The following is a 22,003-nucleotide window of genomic DNA, read 5'->3' on the forward strand; positions in this document are numbered from 1 at the left end:
GGGTTACACCTCCGCTCTCTCTATGAGGCCAGGCACGATCAGGTTCATGGCATCGACGTCCACTTGCTGCGGCTGGTCTGGGCTGACCGGTCCGTTCTGCGCGGACTGCTCCTTCTGTTGTTCGGCGGCTACCACGGCGGTCATGGCGCCGTCGTAGGCGGGCGTGCGGTTGGCCAGAGCGAGGAACCGTTTGGCGTCCACGACCCTGGTTTCGAGGTCGATGCCGTAGATGGCGAGGAAGTCGGCGTCCAGGTCGGCGCGGTGGTCGACGATCCAGGCGTGCTCGGCGACCGCGGTTACGAAGCGGGCGAACCTTTTCCCACCGTCTCGGGCTCGTTCATGTGGTCGAAGAACCGCTGGCTGACCAGGGCGGTGACCTGGTCGAAGTTGTCCTGGGTGAGTGCCTGCGCCTCGTACAGCTCCAGCAGGCGCACGTATTGGGCCTTGCCGAGGAGGAGTTCCAGGAGCCGCATGCTGCTGAACACGGCGCCCTGTTCGCGGATGCTGTTCATGGCGAGGAACACGAGGCGGGGCGGGATCACCTTGGGGACGGTGAACTCTTCCCCGTCGATGGAGAACAGGGGCTCTCGGGCCTCATCGACCGGCTTCTCTCTCGTGGTGGTGATCTCGAGGATGCCGGTGTCGGGCTCTTCCGCGACCGGAGCGGTGCGGGTTCGGGGCGCTCTGGTGGCCACGGTGTCTCCTAGCTGGTTGCGTCGATGAGCTTGAACGGGGCGATGCCGCTGGTCACGAAGAACCCGGACCACTTGACCGTGAACAGGGTCTGTGAGTCCTTCTTGTAGGTGGACTCGACCTTGTCGCTGGACAGGCACTTGCGGACGAGGATGCGCCGGCGCAGCTGGTTGGGGCCATAGCCGTCGAGAAGGATGGCCCGGTAGGTGGGCTGGGTGGCGGAGCTGGCGTAGATCGGCTCAAAGCTCTTGAAGCCGGAGCCGGAGGCCGCGGTGCCGTCGTTGAGGATGTATCGCAAGTTCTCAAGCGTCGGCTCAGCCAGGTTGGTCTCGATGGTGAACACTCGCTTGGTGAGGCGGGCGCCGACAACGTCGACCGCCTGGTCGACCTCGAGGTCGGTGTACGTCTGGTCGATGGTGAGCTTGCAGCCGTCCTGGGTGCCGCCGAGGTCGGTCCACGCGGACGCGGCCGGCGCGTCGTTGACGGCGGTGTCGGTGGGCTCGGTGGCGCCGAAATCGGCGAGGTAGAGAGTCGCCGGGCCCATGATCAGATTGGTGGTCGTGACGCTCATCGGTCAGCCTCCTTGGCCTTTGCCGAGGTGGGGGTCTTGGCCGGTGCGGCGGCAGGAGCGGAATCGGACGGGCGCTGGACGAGGAGGCCCTGGCGCTCGAGGTCGAGCAGCTCGGCGTCGTTGACCTCGACGTCGATGTGGGGCTGCATGGTGGTTCGGACTCGGTGCACGTCTCCTCCTAGAGGGAGATCCAGTGGAGCTGAAGGTCAGCCCCGTAGCGGGCATAGGAGGAGTCGTCGCTGGGCATGCGGCGCGGCTCCGTGAGGAAGTGAGCGGTGAGCACCCGGGCCTGCGGGTAGCCCGCCAGTAGGGTGAGGGTGCGCTGCATGCGCGCCTCGTCGTATGTCGCGGCCACCACCAGCTCGGCCAAGCTGGCGGCCTTACCCCACGGGGGCTTCCCCGAGCTCGGATTGACGGCATAGAAGTCGACCTGGACGACGGGTTCCCGCAGGGCGTAGTGCAGTTGCGGCGACCCGCCGACCGCCGGACACACCTGCACGAAGCCATTCGCCGCCCACGTGGACACGTCCGCGGGGAGTGTGGTCGCGACCTGGCCCGGTTCCATGCCCTCAGCGCCTTGCAGCCAGGCCACGGCCACGAGCTCGGTGTTCGCGCGCTGGGTGACGGTCATCAGCGACCACCCCGCCGCCGGTAGAGGGCAGGTCTCAAAAATGGCTGAGCGGGGGTGCCGGGGTGGTTGACCTTTGCCACGGGGTGCCGGGCGCCCGGCCAGTACAGGGCCTTGGCGTTCTTCGGGGTGATGATGTGCGGCCCAGACCCGTACTCGACGGTCATCCAGTAGTCGACGTGCCGGACACCGACGCGCAGCTCGCCGCGGTTCACCTCGTGATACATGCTCGCCCGGAGTCGGCCGGTCTTGACGGGGGCGAGGCGCTCGGCGTCGTTCTGGATCTCGCGGCCCAGCTTGTGGAGGTAGCGGGTGACCTCGTTACGCAACCAGCCCCGCCAGCCGTGGTTGACCACGACGCGGTAGTCGACGCTCATCGCCCTGCACCTCCTCTACGTCGGCGGGCTGTGCTTGCCCCTGTTGGCTGGCCGTTTACGGGCCGTGGCGCCATCGGGGCGGGTGTGTCGGAGCCTCAGGCGGCTCGTCCTGTGCGTTTCAGGTCCAGGCGCAGGGGCTGCGCCATGACCGGGTTGGCGTTGCGGGTGGCGGAGACGACGATGTAGATCTCGCTGGTCTGCTCGTCCCGGATGCGGTCGTTCTCTGTGACGTCCGTGCTCGGCGGCAGGCGGCAGACATGCGTGCGGACGATCCGCGGTGTCCCTGTGACGGGCTCTTGCGCCTGTCGGCTGGATTCCATCAACGAGGCGGAGATGCCGGATGCGGCGACCGTGGGCAGGTCTGTCTCGTCGCCAAAGGCGTCCGTGTCGCTGCCGCGGAGGATGCTGACGGTGGTCGTGGCGAGGTTCATGCGCCACCGCCCATCGGTGTCCAGGTCTGGGTGTCATCCGAGGCGTCCGACAGGGGATCGAGACCCCAGGTGCCGCCGTCTTCGAACGGCGACCGAACATGGATGGTGCGGGATCGCATCCACGAGATGCGGCGCAGCGCCCTCGCGGCCATGGGGGCGAGGACCATGGCGTGCTCGCCGAGCGACGCCACGACCCCGTCCTGCTGCACCTGGCTCGACTCCAACCGGGTGTTCACGTCGAACTGGCCGACCAGCCAAGCAGCCTGGAAAGCGACCGCCCGGCCGAGCCAGTACACGTCCCGGGGGCGGATCCGCGCCGTGTCCGCGTAGATGCGGTTGCAGAACACCTCGACCGTGGCCTGCGCCTGGGCAAGCTGCGCATCGGTCACGGTCACGCCAGTGGTGTCGATGACCTGCTGCGGAGTCGCCCAGGCGTCAACCATCAGCCCTCGCCCTCGATCACCTTGCGGGGCGTGGTGGTCTCCCCCGGCTGGTCGTCGACCGCAGACGGCACCATGGCGACGCTGTAGGCGTAGGCCCGTGACAGGCCGTCGGCGGCGTTCTCAACCCCATCCAAGCGGACGTCACCGCGCGGGTGCAGGCCACGCTGGAGCGCCTCCTGAACGCACGCCACCTTGTTGGCATCGTGCTCCGGCCCATCCTGTTCGGGCAGGGAAGAGCCAGCGAGGACGAATATCTTCTCGTGTCGGGTCCCATCAGCGCCGTCTGCACTGCGCTTCTCGACCTCCACCGCCTTGTCCTTGGCGGCGGAGCTCTTCTTCGCCGTCGCCATGATCAGGCCCCGACGAGGACCGACGCGGCCTTCGGGTGGCCGAGCGCGAAACCACGCCTGGCGCGCATCTTCAGGATCGACTCGTCCGTCAGCGCCGACAGGCCGTCGCGCCCGTCGATGAAGATGGACTCTGGGCCGGAGCGGCGGCCGAGGCGCAGGAAGTCCCGGTTGACGACGATCAGTAGCGGCTTCCCGGACGGGGAGTCCGTCGCGGTGGCCGACACCTTCGCGCCCAGAGACCAGTGCACCGGCAGGTCGAACAGGGTGTCCGGGGAACCGGCGTCGCCCTGCTGCCCGCGAACGAACACCGGCATGCCCTGGTCGTCCTTGATCTTCCGCAGGACGCCGCGGAATGCCGGATGGGCGATGACGACAGTTCGGGACAAGTCGAAGTAGTCGCCGCCCTCCACGTCGCCGAGAACGTCGGACAGGTCGTTGTAGGTGACGCCGCCGCTCCCCGCGGTGGTGACGTTGTCGTTCGCGGTGTAGCCAAGGCCGCTGTCGGTCTGGGTGAGCTGGTAGTAGACACTCGTGAACGGCACGCCGGTCCCGGGGGCCGCGCTGACGGCGAGGGTGGCGTTGTCAATGAACTTGGCGTAGCTGGTGGCCCAGTCGACCTGCTTGGTCGAGATGATGTTCGCCAGCGAGTCGTCGATGTCCTCTTCGGCAATGCGGATCGCCTTGCCGAACTTCTTCGCGGTCAGCGTGATGTCGTCGTTGGACGACACGTCCTCGCTGTAGGCGCCGCCCTTGTCGACCAGTGAGACGCCCACGCCAGCCGAGCGCGGGATGGACTTGGAGTTGGACGACATCGGCTCGGGGGAGGCGAACGCCTCGACCGCCGAGACCTGGTTGACGCGCATGATGACCTCGGAGGAGTCCTCCTCCGGGATCCAAGCTTCATACGTATTCCTTGCGATGGCTACTGCCCTCCAGTGGAGACCGCCCGCTTCGGGCGGTAGTCAATGACCTTGATGAACTTGCTCTTGTTGCAGGTCGAGCAGAGCGGCTGGACGTTGTCCGCCGTGTGCTCGCCACCCTGCGAGAGCGGGATGATGTGGTCGACCGTCAGTTGATCCGGGGATCCGCAGGCGAGGCATACGCCGCCATGCTGCTCGACGATCTCGAACCACTCGTCCTGGGTCAGGTCTCCTGCCGCGTAGCGGGCTCTGCGGAGTCGCGAGCGCTGCGTCACCGTGAACTTGTTCGCCTCGTACCAGGCATGCTGGAGTTCGGCGATCCGGTCACGATTGGCCAGGTAGTACGCCTTACTCATCTCCGGGTTGCGGCCCTTCGAGATGCGGTCGCGCACCTCTGGGTTTCGTCGCCAGTAGTCCTTGACCCTGTCGACTTCGCGTTCCCGGTTCTGGGCGTATCGGGCGCGAGCATTCTCGCGACGACACTCGATGCACCGCGGAACACCGCTGTGCATCACGTACTGCCCTGCGTGGCCTCTGCGGCACACGCGCGTGCTGAGGTCCAGTTCGGGCGAAGGCGCATCACTGATGAGCGCGGACGCTGCCACAGGAACCTCACAGAAGGAGACCGGATGGGGATTTAGCATTGAGCTCCAGCCCCATCACGGGTGCCTTCGCAAGAAAGGTCACCATCTCGTCAGATCACCTGACTTGAAGGCTTCACGACCAATATACCTTCGATTGTCAAGCCGTGCGGCCGAGGACGCGCAGCGCGTGCTGCTCCGCCGACGACTTCGGCTTCTCCTCGGCGGGCTTCCGGTCCGCCGCCGTCGGCCGCGCCTTCGGCTTCGCCTTCGCCGGGGCCTGGAAGAACTCCGGATACTCCTCCTTGACGCGCGTGACTTCGGCGTCCAAGCCGACGATGTCCCCCTCGTCATCCACCGACAGAGCGTCCATGTCCACGAGTCGCAGCACGCGGTCCGTCGACCCCGACACCCCAGCCTCCGACAGAGCCACGCGGGCCGCGGCCTTCACGAGGGGGGTGCGGAAGCGCTTCTCGCCCTCCTCGCGGGCTTCGCGCAGCGCCTTCTCGTGCTCCGTCTCTCCCGCCCGCGCCTTCTCCTCCAGCTCCTTGGCGCGGAACCTGTTGCGCTTGGCGTCGTCGTTGGCCTTCTTCAGCGCGGCCTGGGTCCGCTGCCACTCGTCACGGGTCGGCGGCGCCCACTCGTCGCCCTCGTCCTTCTTGGCGGGCGGCTTGGGCTTGGGCGCCTCGTCCCGCCCCGCCTCTTCGTCCCCGCCGTCGCCCGGCTCGGCGTCATCGTCCTCGTCGTCGGTCGAGTCGTCGTCACCGCCGCCGTCGCCGGAGTCCTCGTCGCTCTCACCGCTGCCTCCGGCGATGTTGTACACGGGGCGGCCACGGATGACGCCGATGATGGTGCGGGGCGGCAGGCTGATCCCGGGGCGCGGGTCGAGCTGCTCGGTGATGTCGGTGTGGTTGTTCACAGGTGCTCCCATCTCGGGGTTACGGGTTCGTGCGCCCATCACGGGCGTCCAGTGGGCACGTTGCGGTCAGTGAAGCGGCCGGCCGCGATGGCGGTGGCGGCGTATGCCTCCACTGAGCGGGGCAGATTGGCGCCTCGGCGGAGAAGTTCTCGGGCAGCCCTGATGCGGGCCGCGTTGGACTCGGTGGGCAGCGAGAAGCCGCGGGCCACAGAGCGACGTGCCTCACGGCGTAGCGCCTCGGGGAACGACGGCACGCCCGTCTCGGCCCATTCCTCGCGCCAGGCGACTACACGACACCTGCATGCGGGGTGGAGAGGCGGCGCCGGAAGGGGCTCGCCTCGCCCGCGCTGCTGCGGGTCCCAGGACAGGCCGCCGGGGAAGTCGTCGCCCACGTCCGCCACCAGTCCGGCGTAGGCGGCGCAGCGCACGCAGGCGTCCTGCTCCGCCACCCACAGCTTCTGTGCGCCGGCCGCCCGAATCCCAGCCATCAGCCCCTCGTTGACCGCCTGGCCGACCACCCATGTGATGTGCGAGCGAACAGCGGAGAGGGCGCCGCGGGCGGTTCCGATGCTGGTAAGCACCTGAGACCAGCGGCGGGAGACGGCAGGCCGGAGCATGGCGAGGGCACGGTCGCGGCGATCGGCCACCAGGTCCCTGACGTGCGCAGCAGCGTCCCGCAGGGGTCGGCGTGAGCGGGGCGGGGGCGTACCCGGGTTGCGTCCGGTGGCGTCACGGACGAACGCCGCATGCTGTCGGGCCCCCAGCAGCACGGCGTCCGTGAGCGTGTCGTCCAAGGCCCGCTGTGCCCGCGGCCCGAGCGGGGCGAGGAGGCGGCGCACGGCGGCCCTGACGGAGGCGAGGATCCGTCGCAGCGCCGGGTCGCTGGTCGCGTCCCCGGTGGTGCCGCCGAATGCGGTGGTCCAGGCGGCGAGGGTGCGGCGGACCAGGGTGGTGAAGTCGTCGTCGAGGTTGCCGAGGGCGCGCTGCGTGACCCGGTCTTCGAGCCGGATGACCGCGTCGGTTTGCTCGCCCTGGATGAGGTGGGCGAGGCGCTCATTGAGGCTGCGGGCCATCAGGTGGTCGCCTCCACCCCGGCCAGCAGCTCAATGTCCGACAGAGCGCCAGTCAGCAGGGCCTGCACCTGCTCGCTGGTGACCACGCCGAGGGCTGCTGCCGCGCCGAGTTTCTGGGCGGAGTCGGCGACAGTGGCGAGGATGTCGACGCGGCGGGCCAACTCGGCGTCATCGACGCCCTCAAGCCATTCGTCGACCTGCTCCTCGCGGTAGCCGGACTCCAGGAGCACCTGACGGCGGGGTACCCCGTTGCGGACCTTGAGGCCGTTGGTTTCCCATCCGGTCTTGTCCTCGACGGTGGCAATGGGCGCCCAGCGAATGTCAACGATCGCGTCGGGGATGCCGAGCAGTCCGAGGATGAACACCCACATGGCGCGGTGCTCGGCGCCGAAGAGGCGCTGCCGATGGCGGATCTTGTGGACGAACTCGGCTTCCTTCTGCCGGCGGGACTCGCCGGAGATCTCTTGCCCTGTCTGCGTGTCGAACATCGACAGCGGAGTCTTGGTGATCTGCGCCATCGCCCGGATGTAGAAGGTGATCGGGTCGAGGAACGTCTCTGGTTTCGCGGCGTCGAACTGGCCCACGCTTTTGAATCCGCGCAGCAGCCACACTTCACCCGCTCCGGCTTTGAGGCTGGAGTCGTCGCCGGAGTCGGTGGGGCCGGTGGCGTTGTCGTCCTGCGGGAAGTCGTCCCAGTCTCCAGGCTCCAGGTCACTGGTGTCGGTGGTGGCAGCGTCGGTGAGGGCGTAGCGCTGCGGTGCGCCTTGGTAGTCGACGGTGCCCATGTGTGTGATCGCCAGTTTGTTGATGGCGTTCTGTGGGCCGTAGGCGCCGTAGTGTTCGGGTTCGCCGTAGGGCCGGTCGGTACGGAAGTGGAAGACAGGCGGCCTGCCCCAGTCGTGGGGGATGGTCCACGAGTCCTCGTCGGGCTCCTCACCGTCCTCGGGGGTGGCGGTCCAGTGGATCCAGTCGCCAGCTTGCGCGCCCTTGGCGCCGGGCTTGGTGGTCCAGCGTTCGATGCGGTCCGCGTAGTACAGCTCGGCGCGTTGTACGAGGCCGAGGCTGGTGCGTTGCGCCCACCGCTTGATCACGTAGTCGATCTCTCGTGGGTTTTCCTCCGAGTAGATCGCCCGGACGGTGAGTGGCGAGTTGTAGTGGATCTCGACACCGGTGATGTTCTCCTGGTCGTCTTCGATGGGGAGGACGATCAGGTAGGCGTCGCCGAAGTAGTCCGTCTTGCGGTGGAGATCGGGGATCTCCAGGTCGAGGGCGTTGGTGTCCCATACCTGCGAGATGATCTGGTTGTGGTCCTCGTTGGCGCTGGTGACGGCAGAGATCTCCAGGCGGTTGACGACGGCGTCCACCGGGGTTTTGGCGAAGTTGAGATCAAAGTCGATGCCGGTGGCGGCGAGGGCGGCCCGGAGGCGCGAGGATGCGAAGACTTCGGGGACGGTGCCCCGGTACATGTTCTCGGCGAGGCGGTAGTCGGGGCGTGCGTCGTCGAGCTGTTCGATGCCATGCATCAGGTCGACCTTGTCCGCAACCACGGCCACCACCCTTCGTTAAGGCGATAATAACCCTTCGCCTTCGAATCAAAGGTAGCTTGCACTCGATACCTTCGGAATGGCCTTCGGCTTGGGTGGGAAGAAACGCTCCACCGCGCTCACCACCGCATCCAGCACGTCGTCATGCGGAGCTTTCGGGAACGCACACATCTGCTCCTCCAAGTCCCGCAGCCGCCGCGCATGCAGAACCCGGCCCCGCTGGTAGTGGTTCAACACCCGGGCAGCCCGAACCTCCTTCGGCGCCGACTGATGCACCGTCCGCAACTTCACCGGCAGGTTGTGCAAAATGTGCGGCCACACCTCGCCGCCCTGGTTGTCCTCCACCAGCACCAGGCCGATCTGCGGGAACTCGTCCAGCATGGCCAGCACCTTCTCTCGCAGCGCGGCCGGCGCCAGCTTCACCTGCGTTGCCTCGTGCACAGTGCAGCGGCGCCGCTCCGGGCAATGCGACACGACCGCAAGACCGGTGAAGTCCGAGGTCACCTTGGAGGTGACGGCGGGGTCGATGGAGAGCATCATGCGGGGCGCCGGGTCCAGGTCCTCGCCGGGCTCGGGGTAGCGGAAGTCGTCGGGCGCCCAGTAGTCGCCGTCTGCACCGAGCGGGCTGTTGTCGTAGTTCTTCGCGAAGCTGCGGGTGTGCCGTATGGACTGGAGATATTCGATGGACCATTTGGCGGGCCAGATGGATCGCTCGGTGCCGTCGTCCCGTTTGATGATGGGCCGGTAGTGGCGGACCTGGAAGTTCTCGTCGCGGATCCAGTCGGCGGTCTCGATGCCCTGGGCGTGCTTGGACAGTTGGTGCACGATGCTTCCTGGCATCGTCACCGTCCCCACCAACAGCACCCTGGCGAAGACGTTCAGGGGCAGCACGGCATCCTGTAGGGTCGTCAGCCGCTTGGCCGCCTGATAGCGGCTGTAGGACGACTCGTCGGGCTCCACGTCGTCCGCGAGCAGGAGGTCCGGCCGCTGCTCCCCCACCTTGAGGCCGAGGCTGGATGCGTCGATACCACGGGCCGCGAACACGAAGCCGCTGCGAGAAATGAACATCGACTGGGTGTCCGCCATGTTCGCGCCCGACGGGCGCTTGCCCGGGGCACAGAGATCGGGAAAGTCCTGGCGCAACAACTCGTTGGTATCGAGCTCCCGCTTGAACGTGGCCAGGTGCGTCTCGGCCTGAATCGCCGAGTCGGCAAACGCGGCGATGAACCGGGCGAAGCCGTGTGCCGCGGCCCACGCGGGCAGGGCGAGAAACGCCATGGTGCTCTTGCCGCACGAGCGGGGGGCGATCCACGCCATGCGGTCCTCGGCGGGGGCCTGCACGGGGCGCACCCATTGGCGGGCCTGCCGGAACCAGTCGAGGTGAGCGTCAGCGAACGTGACCTCGCCTTCGCGGCCTTTGAGGTGGTGCCGGAGGTAGACGAGGCTGAACAGTAGGGGGTCGAGTCGGGTGAGGGTGCGTCGGCCTTCGGGGTCGGCGAGGAGCCGCGGGTCGAGCTGGGCGAGGTACCGGTCGAGGTCGAAGGTTTCGGCGTCGAGCCCGGCCAGGTAGCCGCCGCGGGTGCGGGTCGCGGTGGTCACGGGTCAGCCCTCGCCGACCTCGACGTCGAACTCCTCGACGACGCATTCGGCGCGCAGCAGGATCATGCCGACCGGAGGTGGCACGGGAGTGTCCCCCTGGAGGATCCGCACGGGACCGGCCGGCTCGTATCCCTGCGCCGTGATCCGGTCTACCAGGTGCTGTTGGAGGGCGTTGCGGTAGCCGCTGTCGTGGAGCAGCCAGGACGGGACGAGGCTGTCGATCCAGCAGATGGTGCGGGCGGTCATTCGCTGGCCTCTCCCCGCAGGAGGGCGGCTTCTTCGGCTGCGACCTTGGCCTTGGCCTCGCGGATGATCTCCTGCATCTCCAAGTCCTGCTGTGTTACCTCGGTAACCTGGGCTTCGATCTTCGTGACGTGGATGCCGAGGACCTTGGACTCTTGCTCCACCACCCGGGCCATGCCGTTGAGGGCCCGGTCGACGGCGAGCGCGGCGGCCACCTCGGGGCCCTTGTCCTCCGATCCCATGGCGCGCTGCCAGTGTGCGTCGCGGAGTGCGCGGTGGTCGCGGAGGACGCCTTCGAGGCGTTCGATCTGGATGGCGCGCCACTCGTCGACCTTGGGGTCGACTCGGCGTGCGGCTTCGGCGTGGATGAGTTCGCCGACTGTGCTGGCTGCGATGCGTTGTCCGCCGGTGGGCCCGTCGGGTGCGGCGGTGATGGCTTCGATGGCCCGGTAGCTGAGGCCCTGTGTCTTGAGGTCGAAGACGATGGCGGCCTGCTCGGCTGTGGCCGCGCCGTTCTTGCGCCGTGAGGGGCTGGGGCCTGCCGCCATGCTGCACTCTCCTCGGTCCGGCGATTCGCAAGAATCAGAGCGTTCCTACCTTCGAATCATAGGATAGTTGTGTCGATTCTGAGGTGAATCCCTATCGAAGTGGCCACTGTGGGCGCACCATGGAAGGCAGCGGAAGGGAGAGAGGTCGTGGCCAAGTCCCCCAAGATGACCGCCAAGCGCCGCAAGCGCCTGCCCAAGTCCTCGTTCGGTGTGCCATCCAAGCGCAAGTACCCGCTGGACACGAAAGGCCGGGCCAGGAACGCCCTCGCGCGGGTGGCACAGCACGGATCGAGCAGCCAGAAGGCCCAGGTTCGGAAGGCGGTCCGCCGCCGCTACCCGTCCATCGCCGTGGGCGGCCGGAAGCAGGGGAAGCACTGATGGTGTCCGATCGCGGGGGCCGCTGGGGCTTCGTCTATCGCAGCAGGCAGGCCGCATACAGGGCGCTGCGCCGTCAGGGTGCCAGCAAGTCGAAGGCGGCCCGTATCTCCAACGCGGGCCGCTACTTCGCTGGCCGGTCCCGCATGGCCCGCAAGGCGGCTCGGACGCGGCGACGGCGGGGCAGATAGGTCAAGTCTCTCCCCCTACATCCACTCATGCCGTAGCTTCTCCGCATCAAGCACAGGAAGGTACGACATGAGACGCCACATGATCGCCGCGGTTACTGTGGGCCTGCTGCTCGCCGGATGCGGAAGCAGCGGGGGCGATAAGCCCGAGCCCAGCGGCAAGCCGTCCAAGGAGTCGCCGGCCGCGGCTGCGCCGAAGAAGACGAAGAAGCTGTCCACGGAATGGATCCCGAAGATCGACGCCGCGACTGGCTCGGGTACGCAGGGCGTGTGCGCGACTGTGGGGATGGATCGCTGCGCGCAGCACCTGACGCGGATCGCCGAGGTGGTGATCGACCTGGAGGTCGCGATCGATTCCGCGGATGCGAGGGCCCGCTATCCGCGGTCGGTGAAGGACATCGACAAGGTGAGTGCGGCCTCAAACGGGTACGCGACGGACGGTTGCCTGGGGGATCCTTCCGCTGATTTGGATGGTTCGCCGTGCTTCAAGTACAGCGCGGACATCATGGTTGGCGCGTCCTCGTTGACGCTGGATCTGGGGACGGACGAGTTGCGCACCGAGTTGGGCGGTTAGCCGAAATACCCTCGCTCCCCCGCCTTGCCCGTCACACTGCTGCTATGGCCGTGACGGTGGTGGTGTTGACGGAGTCGGAGGCTGAGGCTCTGGCGTGGCACCAGCGGGTGTGTGAGGTACTGGGCCTGGAGCCGCTTGGCCGCCCGTCGCAGGCTCTGGGCCGGGACCGGTGGATGGCCCGCGCCCAGGTTCCGGCACCGCAGCCCGCCGCAGGGCACGAGTAGGCCCCGCCCGGGATCCGAGCGGGGCCGAGGTGGGCGGGGCGGGTGTCCTTACTTCAGGATCGGCCGGTTGATGTGGCGGTGCTCGACCTCGCATCCGATGCCAGAGGCCCGCAGGTAGGCGGCGATCTCCTCGGCGATGGCCACGGAGCGGTGGCGGCCTCCGACGCAGGCCACATGAATATCGATGCGCTTCAACTGGCCGCGGCGGGGCCGACGAAGCAGGGCGATGGCTTTTTCTGCGTTCTCCTTGACGAGGCGCTTGGCGCCCGGTGTGGCCATGACGTAGCGGCGCACTTCGGGGTTGAGCCCGTTGGAGTGCAGCATGCGGTCGCGGACTTTGGGGTCGTCGGGCGGGTTGCGGAGGATGCGGGTGTCGACTCGGATGGCTGTGCCGGGCGGGTTGTCGTGGTGGCCTTCGCCGTATGAGGTGATGACGGTTTGTACATGCCTGTTGTCGTACAGGCTGCTGAGGTCGTTGGGTGCGGGCATGCGGTAATCCTCCTGATTATGTTGGGGTGGTGACCGGTTGGGCGGGTTTCCTGTTGCCTCTTTGAGCCTCAGGGCCAGGGATTGTCTCGGCCCGCTCGGGAGCCGGGCGGGCCGAGATGGGTGGCGGTCAGGGTGGTCATCGCCGCCTCCCGTGCCGGTGGTTGTGCCTCCACCCGAGCGGCCCGGGGAGGTCCATGGAGGTGGTGCGGCGCCCGGTCGAGCTGATCGTGTGACGCGGGCCGCCGCGGGCGCCGAGGGTTATCGACCACGAGAAGCGGTTGATGTTGAGCGTGACGCCGGGGAGGATGCGGATGGACTTGCGGAACGTGATGGCCATCAGGTGGTCACCTCGGAGTATGAGCCCTTCGTCCGGAACGACGACCTTGGCGGCCCAGATGTAGTGCGACTCGTTCATGGCTGCTCCTTGGTGTCAGCGGATGGCCTGCTGGAGTGCGGGCCACAGCCGGTCGTCGCGGCCCCACACGGGGTCGATGAGTTCGAGGTAGGTGGAGCGGCGGAGTTCATTGGTGGCGTGTCGTCCGATGCCGCTCCACTCGGAATTGATCACTCGTCGGTGTCCGAGGTAGTCACCCGCAGCCATCTGGATCTCGCCGTCGGCATCGGTGAGTGGAATCCAGTTGCCGCCGCGACTGCTGGGTCCGTGTGCGATAGCCGTCATCCCGGCACGCTTGGCCGCGGCACGGATCAGGGCGAGGAGTGCCCCATCGACGATCCAGCCCTCAACGAAGGCGCGTTGTCGCCACATGCGCCCGTCGTAGCCGCGTTCGGGCTTGACGCCCGGCTGGGAGTTGGTGGTCACGAACCCGGCCCGACAGAGGGCAGCCAAGGTGAGGATCAGATGGTTGGTTTCCTCGTCCGGCCGCGTGTCGCAGTAGCCGGGGGTCCGTCCGCCGAGGCGGCCTTCCAGCCAGTCGGCCATCAGGTTGCCGAGATCGGCGACGGACTCGGCCTTCTTCCACGGGTTGCCCATCAGCTCCACTCCCACGGCTGCCGGGCGGTGGCCGCACGCTGGGCCGCATCGGCGAGGGATGCCACTTCCGTGCGCCACGCAATCGGCATCAACGAGTGCCCGGCCGCCTTCTCCAAAACCGCCGCCATACGCCCCGCCTCGCGCGCCGGGATCGTGAATGGTCCGTCGGCCCGGTTGGCGAGCTGGAACAGGGGCTGCACTGTCCGCCAGTCTTTTCCGGTGGCGACGTGCGCAACCTGCTGTCCCACCTCCTGTATGGCGTCGGCGGACCGGTGTGTGGTGTCGTGACTGGTGCTCCAGCCCATGGTTAGTGTCCTCTCGGGAGTTGTCGGGCGAGGGATTCGAGACCTTCGGCTTCGCATTCGCGGGCGTCGATGAGCCGTTCGTAGTTGCGCAGGAACGCCCGGTCGGGCGCGTATCCCGCGCACATGCGCAGATAGGTGATGTGCCGCTCACGGGCGCCGGGCAGGTTGAACTGCACTGCGTGGACGAGCTCGTGGACGACGGTGCGGTCGAATTGGTGCAGGTTCCCGCGATGCTCTGGCCCGTTGATGAGGATGAGGACGCCGCTGTGGGTCATGGCGGTAGACGCGAAGGCCCGCCGGGCCTTGATCTTTGTGGCGATGCGGCCGCGAATGGTGGTGGGCTTGCCGGGTCCGCCAAGAGCGGCGTGCGCTTGGTGGAGGAGCCGGTCGACTCCGACCCCATCGGTGAGGACGAATTCGACGTCGGGCAGTGGGGCCTTGAGGCGGCGACTGATGAGGTTCCCGGCTGGTATCGCAATCTGCTCCAGGCGGATGGCCATCTGTCGAGAGCCGCGGGCCTGGCCGTGGACAGTGATGTTCACTGGCCCGCTGCCCGGATAGCTTCGCGCAACAGATAGAGCACGTCGCCTTCGTCGCGACCCGCATGGTCGTTCCACTCCCAGTAGTGGGCCCGAATGCCGCGGGCGGCGAGGATGCGGTCCATGACGCGTCCGGCGGCCATGGCTGTGTCCTGGTCGCCGTAGCCGAGCCGGTACAGCACGGCCTGGGCGCCGAGAATGCAGCGCCGGCCGGAGCGGGACCGGAGGCCGCGGCCGCACCAGCCGTACCGCTGGATGACGAGCGCGGTGAGCTGGAGGTGTTCGGTTACGGTGACCTGCCGCCGGGCGCCGCGGCGGGCGGTCAGGGCCCAGTCGGGCAGCATCCGCCACAGCCCGCCGGGCAGCTCCCCGCCCTTGGTCTTCGGCTGCTTCTTGGTGCGGGGTGCGGGGCCGGTGACGATTCCGGCTTCGGCGATCAGCTCGTCCACGGGCGGCAGGTCGATGCCGCTTCCCCGTGCGGGCTTCGGGGCAGGGATGGTGGGGCGGCGTGCGGGCTGGGTGGCGAGGAATTGTTCGATCTCGCGGACGAGTTGTTTGGCGTCGGCCGATAGCTGGCTTGCGCCTACGGGGGCATGCGTGGTCACCTACTGGTGCTCCTTCATCTTTGGGTGGGGTGAGTGGTTGGGGGCGCCCCGGTTGCTGCCAGGCGAGAGGGGCGCCCCGCTGTGGCTAGACCTTTGCGGCGCGGGCGATGACGGTCTTGCCACCTTTCAGGTACGGATGCGCACTAATGATCATGTCGGTGGTGGCCTGGATGACATCGCGCTCTGTCGGCTCACGGCTACCGCTGATCATGTTGCTGGTGTCGTTGTAGTCGGCGTACCGTCCGCCCTTCTCGATGCGCACGTGCACGCGCCAAGTAGTCGAGCCCGCCATGAGTTCTCCTTCAATTGAGTGGTTGGATTACTAGCTGGTGCCCCAGTTGCTGCCATGCGGGTGGGGTGCCCCGGCTTAGCTACTGCGGGGCGTGGGCCGCCTGCCAGACATCTGTGTCGGTCCATCCGGCGGCGATGGCCGCATGCAGGGCGGGCATGACCTTTGCGTAGTCCGGGTGGTCGGCGTCGGCGCCTTGAGCGTTCAGCTCAAGTCCGCGCCGCATGGCGTCCGCGGCGGTCTTGAGGAGCTGTTCACGGGTGGACATGACGGTCACTCCCCTTCGCCGAAGCGGACGTGCATGGTGGCGTGCAGGAGCTGCGCGGCCTCGCTGCCGTCGGTCTGGCGGGTGGCGAAGCGGGCCTGGACCTCGGCGATGATGCGGTCGGTGGTCTTCTTGTCGCCGCGCTTCTTCGCTGCGATGTAGTCGCGCACGGACTGGTGAGTGATCTCCAGGTCGGGCATTGGGCTCTCCTTCGGTTCGGCTTGGTCACTTCTCGCGCAGCGAGTAGCGCATGATGGTGACGTCGGAAACGGGGATGCCGTTGTGCTCCGCGTACCAAGATTTGATCCACGCGAGGAGGCTCCCCACGGTGGCGCCGGGCCGCGGGGTGCAGGTTCCGGCGCATTCCTGGGATGGGTTCATTCCGTAGCGCACGGGTCCGCGCACGATCGTGGCCTGCCAGTCGCAGCGGCGGCCGGTGAGCGGGGTGTCCGGGTTGCTGTAGTCGGGCATGAGTTCTCCTAGTTGGGGTGTCTCAGGACGTTGAATCCATAGCTGCGGCGAGGATGTCCGCGTGATCGAACGCGAGCGGAGGCAGAGCATCCAGCGGCCACCACTGGGCCGTGCGGGCGTCGTCCCCCGCCACGATCGGAGTGCCAGCGGGAACGACGGCGAGGTAGGCGTCAGTGCTGTACCTGCCTCGTGGGTCGCGGCCGGGCTGGTTCCATGTGCCGATCTCGCGCAGGTCGCCGGGGGTCACGTGAACACCTGTTTCCTCAGCGAGCTCCCGGGTGGCGGCCTCGCGACTCGACTCCCCCGGGTCGACATGGCCGCCGGGCAGGGCCCAATGGCCCTCGAAGGGGTCCCAGCCGCGCTCGATCAGCAGCACGTTCCCGTTGGTGTCGATGATGACGACGTCGGCGGTGTAACGGATGGTCTCGGCGTAACGGTCGGACACGGTTTCTCCTTGGTCGTTACTGGTCCCGGATCTCGTCGAGCGAGATCCCGGCTTTGCGGGCGGCTGTGGTGGCGGCGCGGGCGGCGACGTAGTCCTCGTCGGTGCCGGACTTCACGTATGCGCGCCAGGCGCGGCGCGCTTCGGCGAGCAGTTGGTCTCGGGAGGTGGTTGCGGCCATCAGATCCACCGGCCGCGCCGCTTGGTCTTGCGGCGTTCATCGTTGGCCTCGCGCACCTGCTTCTCCAGGCCCCGGATCTCGGTCTCGTCCAGGTAGCGCTCGGTGTCGCTGCCGAGGGGCCCGGCGACCTGGGGGCTGGGGCTGGCGACGTCCCGCAGCCCCGGCGGCTGGGATGAATAGACCGTGCCGTACTTCAGTACCAGGTCACCGGCGCTCACCGTGCCGGCAACCATCGGCTTGCCGAAGACCTTGCTCCAGTGGGTGACGGGGAACTTGCTGGCCAACTGGGCGTCCTCGTAGGGGGCGACTCGCTTCTCGACGTCGACGACGACCCAGAGGACGTCGCCGACCTTCGCAGTGCGGTCGAGATCCTTCGCGCCGCGCTTGTCGGTCCATGTCTTCACCATGTTGATCTCCTTCAGGTTGATGGAACATATATGGATGAATGGGGTGCTCTCGGGCCTGCTCAGCCCTGCTCAGGGATGCTTCGTTGCAGGTCAGAGCTGCTCAGGGGTCTGCTCAGGGGCTGCTCAGAGCGGAGGTTGAGCAGGGCTTGAGCAGAGGGTTGAGCAGCGCTGACCTGCGGAAACGTCACCTTGAGCAGGCTTGAGCAGGGGGATGATCAGGGCATTACGGTCACAGAAGGCGGTCCAAGGCGTCCCGCTTGAAGCCCCTCGGGTTGGCCAAGTTGTCCAGCGGGCCGAGCGTCACAGGCTTGCCGACGCCCGCCTTCACGAACAGCTCCTTCAGCGACTCGGCCGTCATGTCGCCGTAGGCGTCGGGGTCATGCTCGGCGAGCTTGGCGACGAGAGTCTCCGTGCGCATCCGATCCACCCCAGCCTTGTCCATCAGGTCGACAACGTCGGCGATCACAGCGGTGGTCTCCTCGGTCACCGTCCCAGCCGGAGGCTCCGCGTCGCACAGCTTTAGCAGTTGATCCCAGGTCAGCAACTCGACGGGGGCTTCCTTCTTGAGGTTGCCCTCGATGTCAACCACGGGCTCCACGTACTCGGGCGGGTCGACGGTCGCCATGGCGTCGAGGCTGTCCTGGTCGGGCTCCACGAGCCCGGCCTCCAGCCGCTCGGTAGCCAGCTTCCGCAGGGTCGCCGACGGCACCTCGTGGACCTTGTATTCGATCGGCTCATCGGGCATGCCGGGCACGCCCTGGATGAAGATGTGCCCGGCATCCTTCGGGTCTGTGTCGGTGGCGGGTGCCAGGCGGTGCGGCAGCCAGCCCTCGTTGACGGACCCGTCGCCGAACACGGCTCGGGTGTCGCCGACCTTGCACGGGCCGATGCCCTTCAGCGCCATCATCTGGGCGATGTTCTCGCCCAGGTACAGCTTCGTGCCGCCCTGCGAGGCGATCTCGACCTCGATCAGCTCCTTGCGGCCGACGAGCAGCAGGTCGAAGGCGAGACGCTTGGCCAGCTCGGTCGCCTTCGGGAACTCGTCGAAGAAGATCGTGACCGCCGGGTGCGTCTTGCTGGCCTTCCACTTCCGACCCATGCCCAGCGTCTTGCGAAGCCGGGCACGCGCCTTGGACATGACCAGGAAGAACAGGAGCACGGCTTCGATCTGCTCGTGGGTGCGGGCCGTGATCCTTACGGCGTCGTGCAGGTCTTCGAGGCCGTCGCCGTGCGGGTCGAGGTCGATGGTGATGTTGTCGTAGCAGGCGGTGGTTCCCTCGGCGAGACCCTGGAGGATACCGGTCTTGCCGCCGCCGGATGCTGCCACCCACAGGCCCATCACACCCGCCAGGGATACCTCCAGCGGGTCACCGCCGACGGAACTCCCGATGCGGAACTTGTCAGTGATCGACATCGACTTCGGGGCCCGGTACGGAAGGCCAGGCGCCGATGCGAACGGATCCGCGCCTCGGTCCACCATCCGCATCACCGCACACGCCCGCCGCTCCTTCATAGGCGAGGGGCGCACCCCGTTGGCGGCGAGGTCGAACCGGGTCTCCAGGTCGCCGGCCGCCTTGATGATCGCCTCGGGGGTGCCTTCGCTGACGCGGACCACACACTGCCAGCCCCACGACAGCCGGATCACGTCCGTCACTTCGGCGACCGGTACGTTCTCGGCGATCAGGGCTCGCAGTACGCATTCTGCGAGCTGCTGCGGGGTGCGAGCCTGGGCGATCGGGAACGGGCTGCCGCCCTCGGGGAGCTGGTCGACGGTCATGAAGACCTGCCCCGTGTCCTGCCCGAAGTCGTTGTCGGACTGCTCGATGATGGACAGCGGCGACGCAGAGACCTCAACCTCGGCCGGCTCGGGTCGTCCGTGGTAGGCGCCGAAGACTGCGCCGCCGACCGCCATGCATGCCTCGATCAGGGTTCCGCCGACGATGGCGCCGGTCGCTGCCCCGGCCACGCCTACGGCGCTCCAAAGGGCGGTCTTGATGTCGTGGCGCTTCTTGTGCTCGCGATACTCGTCCCGGCGCTCTTTCACCAGCTCCTTGGCGCTGCCCTCGGCTGCCGTGTTGCCCTTGGCGGAACGCAGCTCGGCGACAGCAGACTCGATCATCTGCGGGTAGTCGTCGCGGCGGGCGTCCAACCAGCGGCGGCCCAGGTTCTTGTAGCCGCGGGCGGACCATCCGAGGTACAGCTTGTTGTCGACGACGTGGTCCTTGGCGGCGGTGGCGCGGGCAGCAGCGGCCTCGATCCAGCGGGGCCGGACCGGCTGACCCTGGTGCTTGACGACGGCGCCTTCGACGGGCTCGACGGTGGTGTCGGGCTGGTCTTTGACGAGGCTCAGGTTGGGCTGGCGGATGGGGTGCGGTGCGGTGGTCATGGCGGCGTCTCCAGGGGGTCAGTTGGCGTCGCCGCGGACGGCGTTCTTGGCGGTGGTGGACGTCTGCTCGAGGGCCGCCTGCTTCTTTGCGCCCTCGGTGTACGGCTGCGTGTCTCCGGGCCTACGGAGGGGCGGCGTGCCACCGTTGGAGCGACGCCTGTCGGGGGCGTTCGGGTCGGCTTTGGCGCGGGGACCCTTTTGGGATTCGAGCAGCGACAACGGTCCGAATACCGGTGTCTCGGTGGCGCCCTTCATGCGGGTCTCTGCAGCCCGCGCGTCGGCCTCGATTTTGGCGGTGATGCCGACCTTCCGAGTGCCGTGCACGAGGTGCCAAGCGTCGCCCCAGATCTGCTCGGTGACGGTCGCCGAACCCCTCGCCGAACGCAGAGCCTCGGCCACCTCCCACACCTCGGGGTGGTGCTTCTGACGGTCCTCATCGCGCCGCTCCTGCTCGGTCTCCGCCTGCAGCTGCTGGGCCGCTTTCTCGGCCTTGGCCTTCGCGTCGGCGGCCTGCTTCTCGGCCTTGGCTTCGGTCCGCGCCGCCTCCTCGGCTTCCTTCTCCTTCTTGGCCGCACGCTTCTCCCGGTACGAGGGAATGCCATCGGCCTTCTGGGCGATGCCGTGCTCGTAGGCCATGAGGACGATCGGCCCGACGAGGGAGGCGATGGCGCCGACGAGACCGGCGTTGAAGCCGATCGCGGGGTTGGTCATACCGCCTCGCATGTTGATCGTGGCGGCGATGGCGGCGCCGAGCATGATGCCGATCCGATACGGGAGAACGTCCCGGCGGTGTGCGACGGCCCAGGCGGCTCCGCAGGCGAGGACGAGGGCGATGCCTTCGAGCATGGCGGGGGCGGCGACGAGGAACTTGCGGGCCGGGTCCCAGAAGTCGAGGAACTGCACCGGGGCGGCGATGATGAGGCAGACGGCGTAGATGCCACGAGCACCCCACTTCCACATCCGCTGGGTGCGCTCCTTCTCGGCGGTCCGCTCGGACTCCCGATCGGCCTCCTCTGCGTCAGCTTTCTCGGCCTTCTCCTTGGCGGCCTTCTCGCGAGCCTCCTTGGCCTCCTTCTCGGCGAGGTACGCCTTGTGGGCGGCCTGGTCCTTCTCCAGCTTCATGCGGGCGCGCTCGTTGGCGAGCCGCTGCTTCTCGGCTTCTTCGGTGGCGAGGGTCTGGGCAGCCTTTGCTTTGCCTTCGGCTTCGATGCGTAGGGCTTGGGCTTGGGCGTCGGCGCGCTTCCGGATCGCCTCCGCCTCGGCCAGGGCCACGGGATCGAACCGGGGCTCGGCGTGCGAGGCAACGGGCGTTCCGTTGACCTGCTTCTCGACGGATGTGGCGGTCACGGTGCTGTCCTTTCGGGTGGTGGGGGTGGTTACCGGGCGGGGAGGTTGCGCAGGTACTCGCGGATCTGGGCGTCGGTGATGCCGTGCTGGCGGGCGGCGTCCTGGTAGCGCTCGAAGGCGGCCTGCTCTGCGGCGGTCAGCGGCTTGCCCCGCTGCTCGCGGGACTCCTTCAGGCCGATGGCGACGGCCGCCCAGTGGATCGCGGCGTCCCGGTCATCGGTCGGGGTGTGGTTCGTGGTCATGGCGTTGATTCCTCTCTAGGCGGCGGTCTTGTAGTCGTCGGGGCCCTTGGTGCGCACGTAGTGGCGGCTGATCTTGTCCTCGTCGATCAGTCCGTCGAGGACGAGCGCGACCAGGACCAGCAGGCCGAGGCCGAGGCGCATCCACAGCGGCGGGACCACGCCGAACAACCAGCTCAGCCCGGCGATCATCAGGGCGATACGGAGACGGGCAAGCCCGGCGAGGACTGTGAGGCTCATCGGTCCCCCTCGCCGATCACGCGAGCCGCGTTACGGGCCGAAGCGACGAATTGAATGCTCATCCACTGCTGGTCGACGCCAGGCCCGGTGAGGTACCAGCCGTCGACACCGTCGATCGCGGCCAGTCGAAGGGTCCAGCCGCCCTCCGTGAACCAGCGGGTCCCGGGGGTGTTGGTCTTCCACGTAATCCCGCTGATGGTCTGCCAAGCTGCGGTCATCGCGTTCTCTCCTGGTTTGGTGTGTGTCTGGTGGGCTTTCCACCGCCGCCCGGAGTGCAAGGCCGGACGGGATGGGCTGCCGTCAGGCGCGGCGAAGCTGGTGCGGGGCGTAGCTGCGGTAACCCCTGACGGCCTCGGTGAAGCGGCCGTCGATGCCCTTCACGCAGACCAGGCCGTCGTCGTCCGGTCCGGGGTAGAACACGGTCCCGGCCCGGCCTTCGGTGCCCGGGTTGTCGGTGCCGCCGTCGATGACGACGACCTTGTCTCCCTTGCGGTACTGCATGGCGATCTCCTTTCGTGGTCGAGTT

At 67.7% G+C, this 22,003-nt stretch carries 39 protein-coding genes; 3 read left to right on the forward strand and 36 right to left on the reverse strand.

The annotated features are described in order from the left end of the window. Positions 1 to 3 precede the first annotated feature (3 nt). From NQU54_RS22465 to NQU54_RS22545, 17 genes are all read right to left on the reverse strand, one after another. Entirely contained in the window at positions 4 to 201 is a 198-nt protein-coding gene (locus NQU54_RS22465) for a hypothetical protein (protein ID WP_257632636.1), read from the reverse strand. A 95-nt stretch (positions 202 to 296) separates the two neighbouring features. Further along, the gene (locus tag NQU54_RS22470) at positions 297 to 695 is read right to left on the reverse strand and encodes a hypothetical protein (RefSeq protein WP_257632637.1); all 399 of its coding nucleotides are present in this window, start codon (positions 693 to 695) and stop codon (positions 297 to 299) included. Positions 696 to 703: 8 nt separating this feature from the next. After that, positions 704 to 1,264, reverse strand: coding sequence for a phage tail tube protein (locus NQU54_RS22475; RefSeq protein WP_257632638.1), 561 nt, complete (start codon positions 1,262 to 1,264; stop codon positions 704 to 706). Continuing rightward, positions 1,261 to 1,434 carry a hypothetical protein gene (locus NQU54_RS22480; protein ID WP_257632639.1) on the reverse strand — a complete coding sequence of 58 codons (174 nt, stop codon included), beginning with the start codon at positions 1,432 to 1,434 and terminating at the stop codon, positions 1,261 to 1,263. The genes NQU54_RS22475 and NQU54_RS22480 overlap by 4 nt, the downstream gene beginning before the upstream one ends. Positions 1,435 to 1,442: 8 nt before the next feature. Next, positions 1,443 to 1,895 carry a hypothetical protein gene (locus NQU54_RS22485; protein ID WP_257632640.1) on the reverse strand — a complete coding sequence of 151 codons (453 nt, stop codon included), beginning with the start codon at positions 1,893 to 1,895 and terminating at the stop codon, positions 1,443 to 1,445. Next, the gene (locus tag NQU54_RS22490) at positions 1,895 to 2,269 is read right to left on the reverse strand and encodes an HK97 gp10 family phage protein (protein ID WP_257632641.1); all 375 of its coding nucleotides are present in this window, start codon (positions 2,267 to 2,269) and stop codon (positions 1,895 to 1,897) included. Before NQU54_RS22490 ends, NQU54_RS22485 begins: the two co-directional genes overlap by 1 nt. A 95-nt stretch (positions 2,270 to 2,364) precedes the next feature. Beyond that, positions 2,365 to 2,700, reverse strand: a complete 336-nt coding sequence (locus tag NQU54_RS22495) for a hypothetical protein (RefSeq protein ID WP_257632642.1) — start codon at positions 2,698 to 2,700, stop codon at positions 2,365 to 2,367. Further along, positions 2,697 to 3,143, reverse strand: a complete 447-nt coding sequence (locus NQU54_RS22500; protein ID WP_257632643.1) for a hypothetical protein — start codon at positions 3,141 to 3,143, stop codon at positions 2,697 to 2,699. Before NQU54_RS22500 ends, NQU54_RS22495 begins: the two co-directional genes overlap by 4 nt. Beyond that, the gene (locus NQU54_RS22505) at positions 3,143 to 3,493 is read right to left on the reverse strand and encodes a hypothetical protein (protein ID WP_257632644.1); all 351 of its coding nucleotides are present in this window, start codon (positions 3,491 to 3,493) and stop codon (positions 3,143 to 3,145) included. The genes NQU54_RS22500 and NQU54_RS22505 overlap by 1 nt, the downstream gene beginning before the upstream one ends. A gap of 2 nt (positions 3,494 to 3,495) precedes the next feature. Continuing rightward, positions 3,496 to 4,413 carry a phage major capsid protein gene (locus NQU54_RS22510; protein WP_257632768.1) on the reverse strand — a complete coding sequence of 306 codons (918 nt, stop codon included), beginning with the start codon at positions 4,411 to 4,413 and terminating at the stop codon, positions 3,496 to 3,498. A 2-nt stretch (positions 4,414 to 4,415) separates the two neighbouring features. Further along, positions 4,416 to 5,018, reverse strand: a complete 603-nt coding sequence (locus NQU54_RS22515; protein ID WP_257632645.1) for an HNH endonuclease — start codon at positions 5,016 to 5,018, stop codon at positions 4,416 to 4,418. 136 nt (positions 5,019 to 5,154) lie between these two features. Then, positions 5,155 to 5,913 carry a phage scaffolding protein gene (locus NQU54_RS22520; RefSeq protein ID WP_257632646.1) on the reverse strand — a complete coding sequence of 253 codons (759 nt, stop codon included), beginning with the start codon at positions 5,911 to 5,913 and terminating at the stop codon, positions 5,155 to 5,157. A 38-nt stretch (positions 5,914 to 5,951) separates the two neighbouring features. Continuing rightward, the gene (locus NQU54_RS22525) at positions 5,952 to 6,986 is read right to left on the reverse strand and encodes a hypothetical protein (protein WP_257632647.1); all 1,035 of its coding nucleotides are present in this window, start codon (positions 6,984 to 6,986) and stop codon (positions 5,952 to 5,954) included. Next, on the reverse strand, positions 6,986 to 8,533 hold the full coding sequence (locus NQU54_RS22530) for a phage portal protein (RefSeq protein ID WP_257632648.1): 1,548 nt from the start codon (positions 8,531 to 8,533) through the stop codon (positions 6,986 to 6,988). Before NQU54_RS22530 ends, NQU54_RS22525 begins: the two co-directional genes overlap by 1 nt. Positions 8,534 to 8,578: 45 nt before the next feature. Further along, complete coding sequence (locus NQU54_RS22535; protein WP_257632649.1) at positions 8,579 to 10,129, reverse strand: phage terminase large subunit family protein; 1,551 nt, start codon at positions 10,127 to 10,129, stop codon at positions 8,579 to 8,581. 3 nt (positions 10,130 to 10,132) lie between these two features. Then, positions 10,133 to 10,375 carry a hypothetical protein gene (locus NQU54_RS22540; RefSeq protein ID WP_257632650.1) on the reverse strand — a complete coding sequence of 81 codons (243 nt, stop codon included), beginning with the start codon at positions 10,373 to 10,375 and terminating at the stop codon, positions 10,133 to 10,135. Further along, positions 10,372 to 10,920, reverse strand: a complete 549-nt coding sequence (locus NQU54_RS22545; RefSeq protein WP_257632651.1) for a hypothetical protein — start codon at positions 10,918 to 10,920, stop codon at positions 10,372 to 10,374. Before NQU54_RS22545 ends, NQU54_RS22540 begins: the two co-directional genes overlap by 4 nt. Positions 10,921 to 11,067: 147 nt before the next feature. On the opposite strand from NQU54_RS22545, the gene NQU54_RS22550 reads away from it, so the two are divergent. The 3 genes from NQU54_RS22550 (at position 11,068) to NQU54_RS22555 (ending at position 12,057) form a co-directional block, all read left to right on the forward strand. After that, on the forward strand, positions 11,068 to 11,298 hold the full coding sequence (locus tag NQU54_RS22550) for a hypothetical protein (RefSeq protein WP_257632652.1): 231 nt from the start codon (positions 11,068 to 11,070) through the stop codon (positions 11,296 to 11,298). Beyond that, on the forward strand, positions 11,298 to 11,486 hold the full coding sequence (locus NQU54_RS50555; RefSeq protein ID WP_441005751.1) for a DUF7218 family protein: 189 nt from the start codon (positions 11,298 to 11,300) through the stop codon (positions 11,484 to 11,486). The genes NQU54_RS22550 and NQU54_RS50555 overlap by 1 nt, the downstream gene beginning before the upstream one ends. 79 nt (positions 11,487 to 11,565) lie before the next feature. Beyond that, positions 11,566 to 12,057: a hypothetical protein gene (locus NQU54_RS22555; RefSeq protein WP_257632653.1), complete on the forward strand. Its 492-nt coding sequence runs from the start codon at positions 11,566 to 11,568 to the stop codon at positions 12,055 to 12,057. 272 nt (positions 12,058 to 12,329) lie between these two features. Here the strand turns inward: NQU54_RS22555 and NQU54_RS22560 are convergent, their stop codons facing one another. The 19 genes from NQU54_RS22560 to NQU54_RS22650 form a co-directional block, all read right to left on the reverse strand. Continuing rightward, on the reverse strand, positions 12,330 to 12,770 hold the full coding sequence (locus NQU54_RS22560) for a RapZ C-terminal domain-containing protein (protein ID WP_257632654.1): 441 nt from the start codon (positions 12,768 to 12,770) through the stop codon (positions 12,330 to 12,332). 136 nt (positions 12,771 to 12,906) lie between these two features. Further along, positions 12,907 to 13,107 (reverse strand): DUF4236 domain-containing protein, encoded by a 201-nt coding sequence (locus NQU54_RS22565; protein WP_257632769.1) that lies wholly within the window; start codon positions 13,105 to 13,107, stop codon positions 12,907 to 12,909. Positions 13,108 to 13,200: 93 nt separating this feature from the next. Beyond that, complete coding sequence (locus NQU54_RS22570; RefSeq protein WP_257632655.1) at positions 13,201 to 13,761, reverse strand: DUF6919 domain-containing protein; 561 nt, start codon at positions 13,759 to 13,761, stop codon at positions 13,201 to 13,203. After that, on the reverse strand, positions 13,761 to 14,066 hold the full coding sequence (locus tag NQU54_RS22575) for a DUF7739 domain-containing protein (protein ID WP_257632656.1): 306 nt from the start codon (positions 14,064 to 14,066) through the stop codon (positions 13,761 to 13,763). Before NQU54_RS22575 ends, NQU54_RS22570 begins: the two co-directional genes overlap by 1 nt. Positions 14,067 to 14,068: 2 nt before the next feature. Then, the gene (locus NQU54_RS22580; protein WP_257632657.1) at positions 14,069 to 14,608 is read right to left on the reverse strand and encodes a hypothetical protein; all 540 of its coding nucleotides are present in this window, start codon (positions 14,606 to 14,608) and stop codon (positions 14,069 to 14,071) included. Beyond that, positions 14,605 to 15,210 carry a DUF6197 family protein gene (locus NQU54_RS22585; RefSeq protein ID WP_257632658.1) on the reverse strand — a complete coding sequence of 202 codons (606 nt, stop codon included), beginning with the start codon at positions 15,208 to 15,210 and terminating at the stop codon, positions 14,605 to 14,607. Before NQU54_RS22585 ends, NQU54_RS22580 begins: the two co-directional genes overlap by 4 nt. An 85-nt stretch (positions 15,211 to 15,295) precedes the next feature. After that, a complete protein-coding gene (locus NQU54_RS22590) occupies positions 15,296 to 15,502 on the reverse strand; it encodes a hypothetical protein (RefSeq protein WP_257632659.1) in 207 nt (68 codons plus the stop codon). Between the two features lie 79 nt (positions 15,503 to 15,581). Continuing rightward, positions 15,582 to 15,767 (reverse strand): hypothetical protein, encoded by a 186-nt coding sequence (locus NQU54_RS22595; RefSeq protein ID WP_257632660.1) that lies wholly within the window; start codon positions 15,765 to 15,767, stop codon positions 15,582 to 15,584. Positions 15,768 to 15,772: 5 nt separating this feature from the next. Beyond that, complete coding sequence (locus NQU54_RS22600) at positions 15,773 to 15,964, reverse strand: hypothetical protein (protein WP_257632661.1); 192 nt, start codon at positions 15,962 to 15,964, stop codon at positions 15,773 to 15,775. A gap of 25 nt (positions 15,965 to 15,989) precedes the next feature. Then, the gene (locus NQU54_RS22605; protein WP_257632662.1) at positions 15,990 to 16,235 is read right to left on the reverse strand and encodes a hypothetical protein; all 246 of its coding nucleotides are present in this window, start codon (positions 16,233 to 16,235) and stop codon (positions 15,990 to 15,992) included. Positions 16,236 to 16,257: 22 nt separating this feature from the next. Then, positions 16,258 to 16,680: an NUDIX domain-containing protein gene (locus NQU54_RS22610; RefSeq protein WP_257632663.1), complete on the reverse strand. Its 423-nt coding sequence runs from the start codon at positions 16,678 to 16,680 to the stop codon at positions 16,258 to 16,260. A 16-nt stretch (positions 16,681 to 16,696) separates the two neighbouring features. Then, positions 16,697 to 16,858: a hypothetical protein gene (locus NQU54_RS22615; protein WP_257632664.1), complete on the reverse strand. Its 162-nt coding sequence runs from the start codon at positions 16,856 to 16,858 to the stop codon at positions 16,697 to 16,699. After that, positions 16,858 to 17,265: a hypothetical protein gene (locus NQU54_RS22620; RefSeq protein ID WP_257632665.1), complete on the reverse strand. Its 408-nt coding sequence runs from the start codon at positions 17,263 to 17,265 to the stop codon at positions 16,858 to 16,860. Before NQU54_RS22620 ends, NQU54_RS22615 begins: the two co-directional genes overlap by 1 nt. A 229-nt stretch (positions 17,266 to 17,494) precedes the next feature. Then, a complete protein-coding gene (locus NQU54_RS22625) occupies positions 17,495 to 19,651 on the reverse strand; it encodes a hypothetical protein (RefSeq protein WP_257632666.1) in 2,157 nt (718 codons plus the stop codon). A gap of 18 nt (positions 19,652 to 19,669) precedes the next feature. Beyond that, the gene (locus NQU54_RS22630) at positions 19,670 to 20,998 is read right to left on the reverse strand and encodes a hypothetical protein (protein WP_257632667.1); all 1,329 of its coding nucleotides are present in this window, start codon (positions 20,996 to 20,998) and stop codon (positions 19,670 to 19,672) included. Positions 20,999 to 21,027: 29 nt separating this feature from the next. Next, entirely contained in the window at positions 21,028 to 21,240 is a 213-nt protein-coding gene (locus NQU54_RS22635) for a hypothetical protein (protein WP_257632668.1), read from the reverse strand. A gap of 15 nt (positions 21,241 to 21,255) precedes the next feature. Beyond that, positions 21,256 to 21,477 (reverse strand): hypothetical protein, encoded by a 222-nt coding sequence (locus NQU54_RS22640; RefSeq protein WP_257632669.1) that lies wholly within the window; start codon positions 21,475 to 21,477, stop codon positions 21,256 to 21,258. Further along, positions 21,474 to 21,695 (reverse strand): hypothetical protein, encoded by a 222-nt coding sequence (locus tag NQU54_RS22645; RefSeq protein WP_257632670.1) that lies wholly within the window; start codon positions 21,693 to 21,695, stop codon positions 21,474 to 21,476. Before NQU54_RS22645 ends, NQU54_RS22640 begins: the two co-directional genes overlap by 4 nt. 82 nt (positions 21,696 to 21,777) lie before the next feature. Next, entirely contained in the window at positions 21,778 to 21,978 is a 201-nt protein-coding gene (locus tag NQU54_RS22650) for a hypothetical protein (protein ID WP_257632671.1), read from the reverse strand. Positions 21,979 to 22,003 lie beyond the last annotated feature (25 nt).

It is taken from the genome of Streptomyces malaysiensis subsp. samsunensis (genome assembly GCF_024519315.1).
GTDB lineage: Bacteria > Actinomycetota > Actinomycetes > Streptomycetales > Streptomycetaceae > Streptomyces > Streptomyces malaysiensis.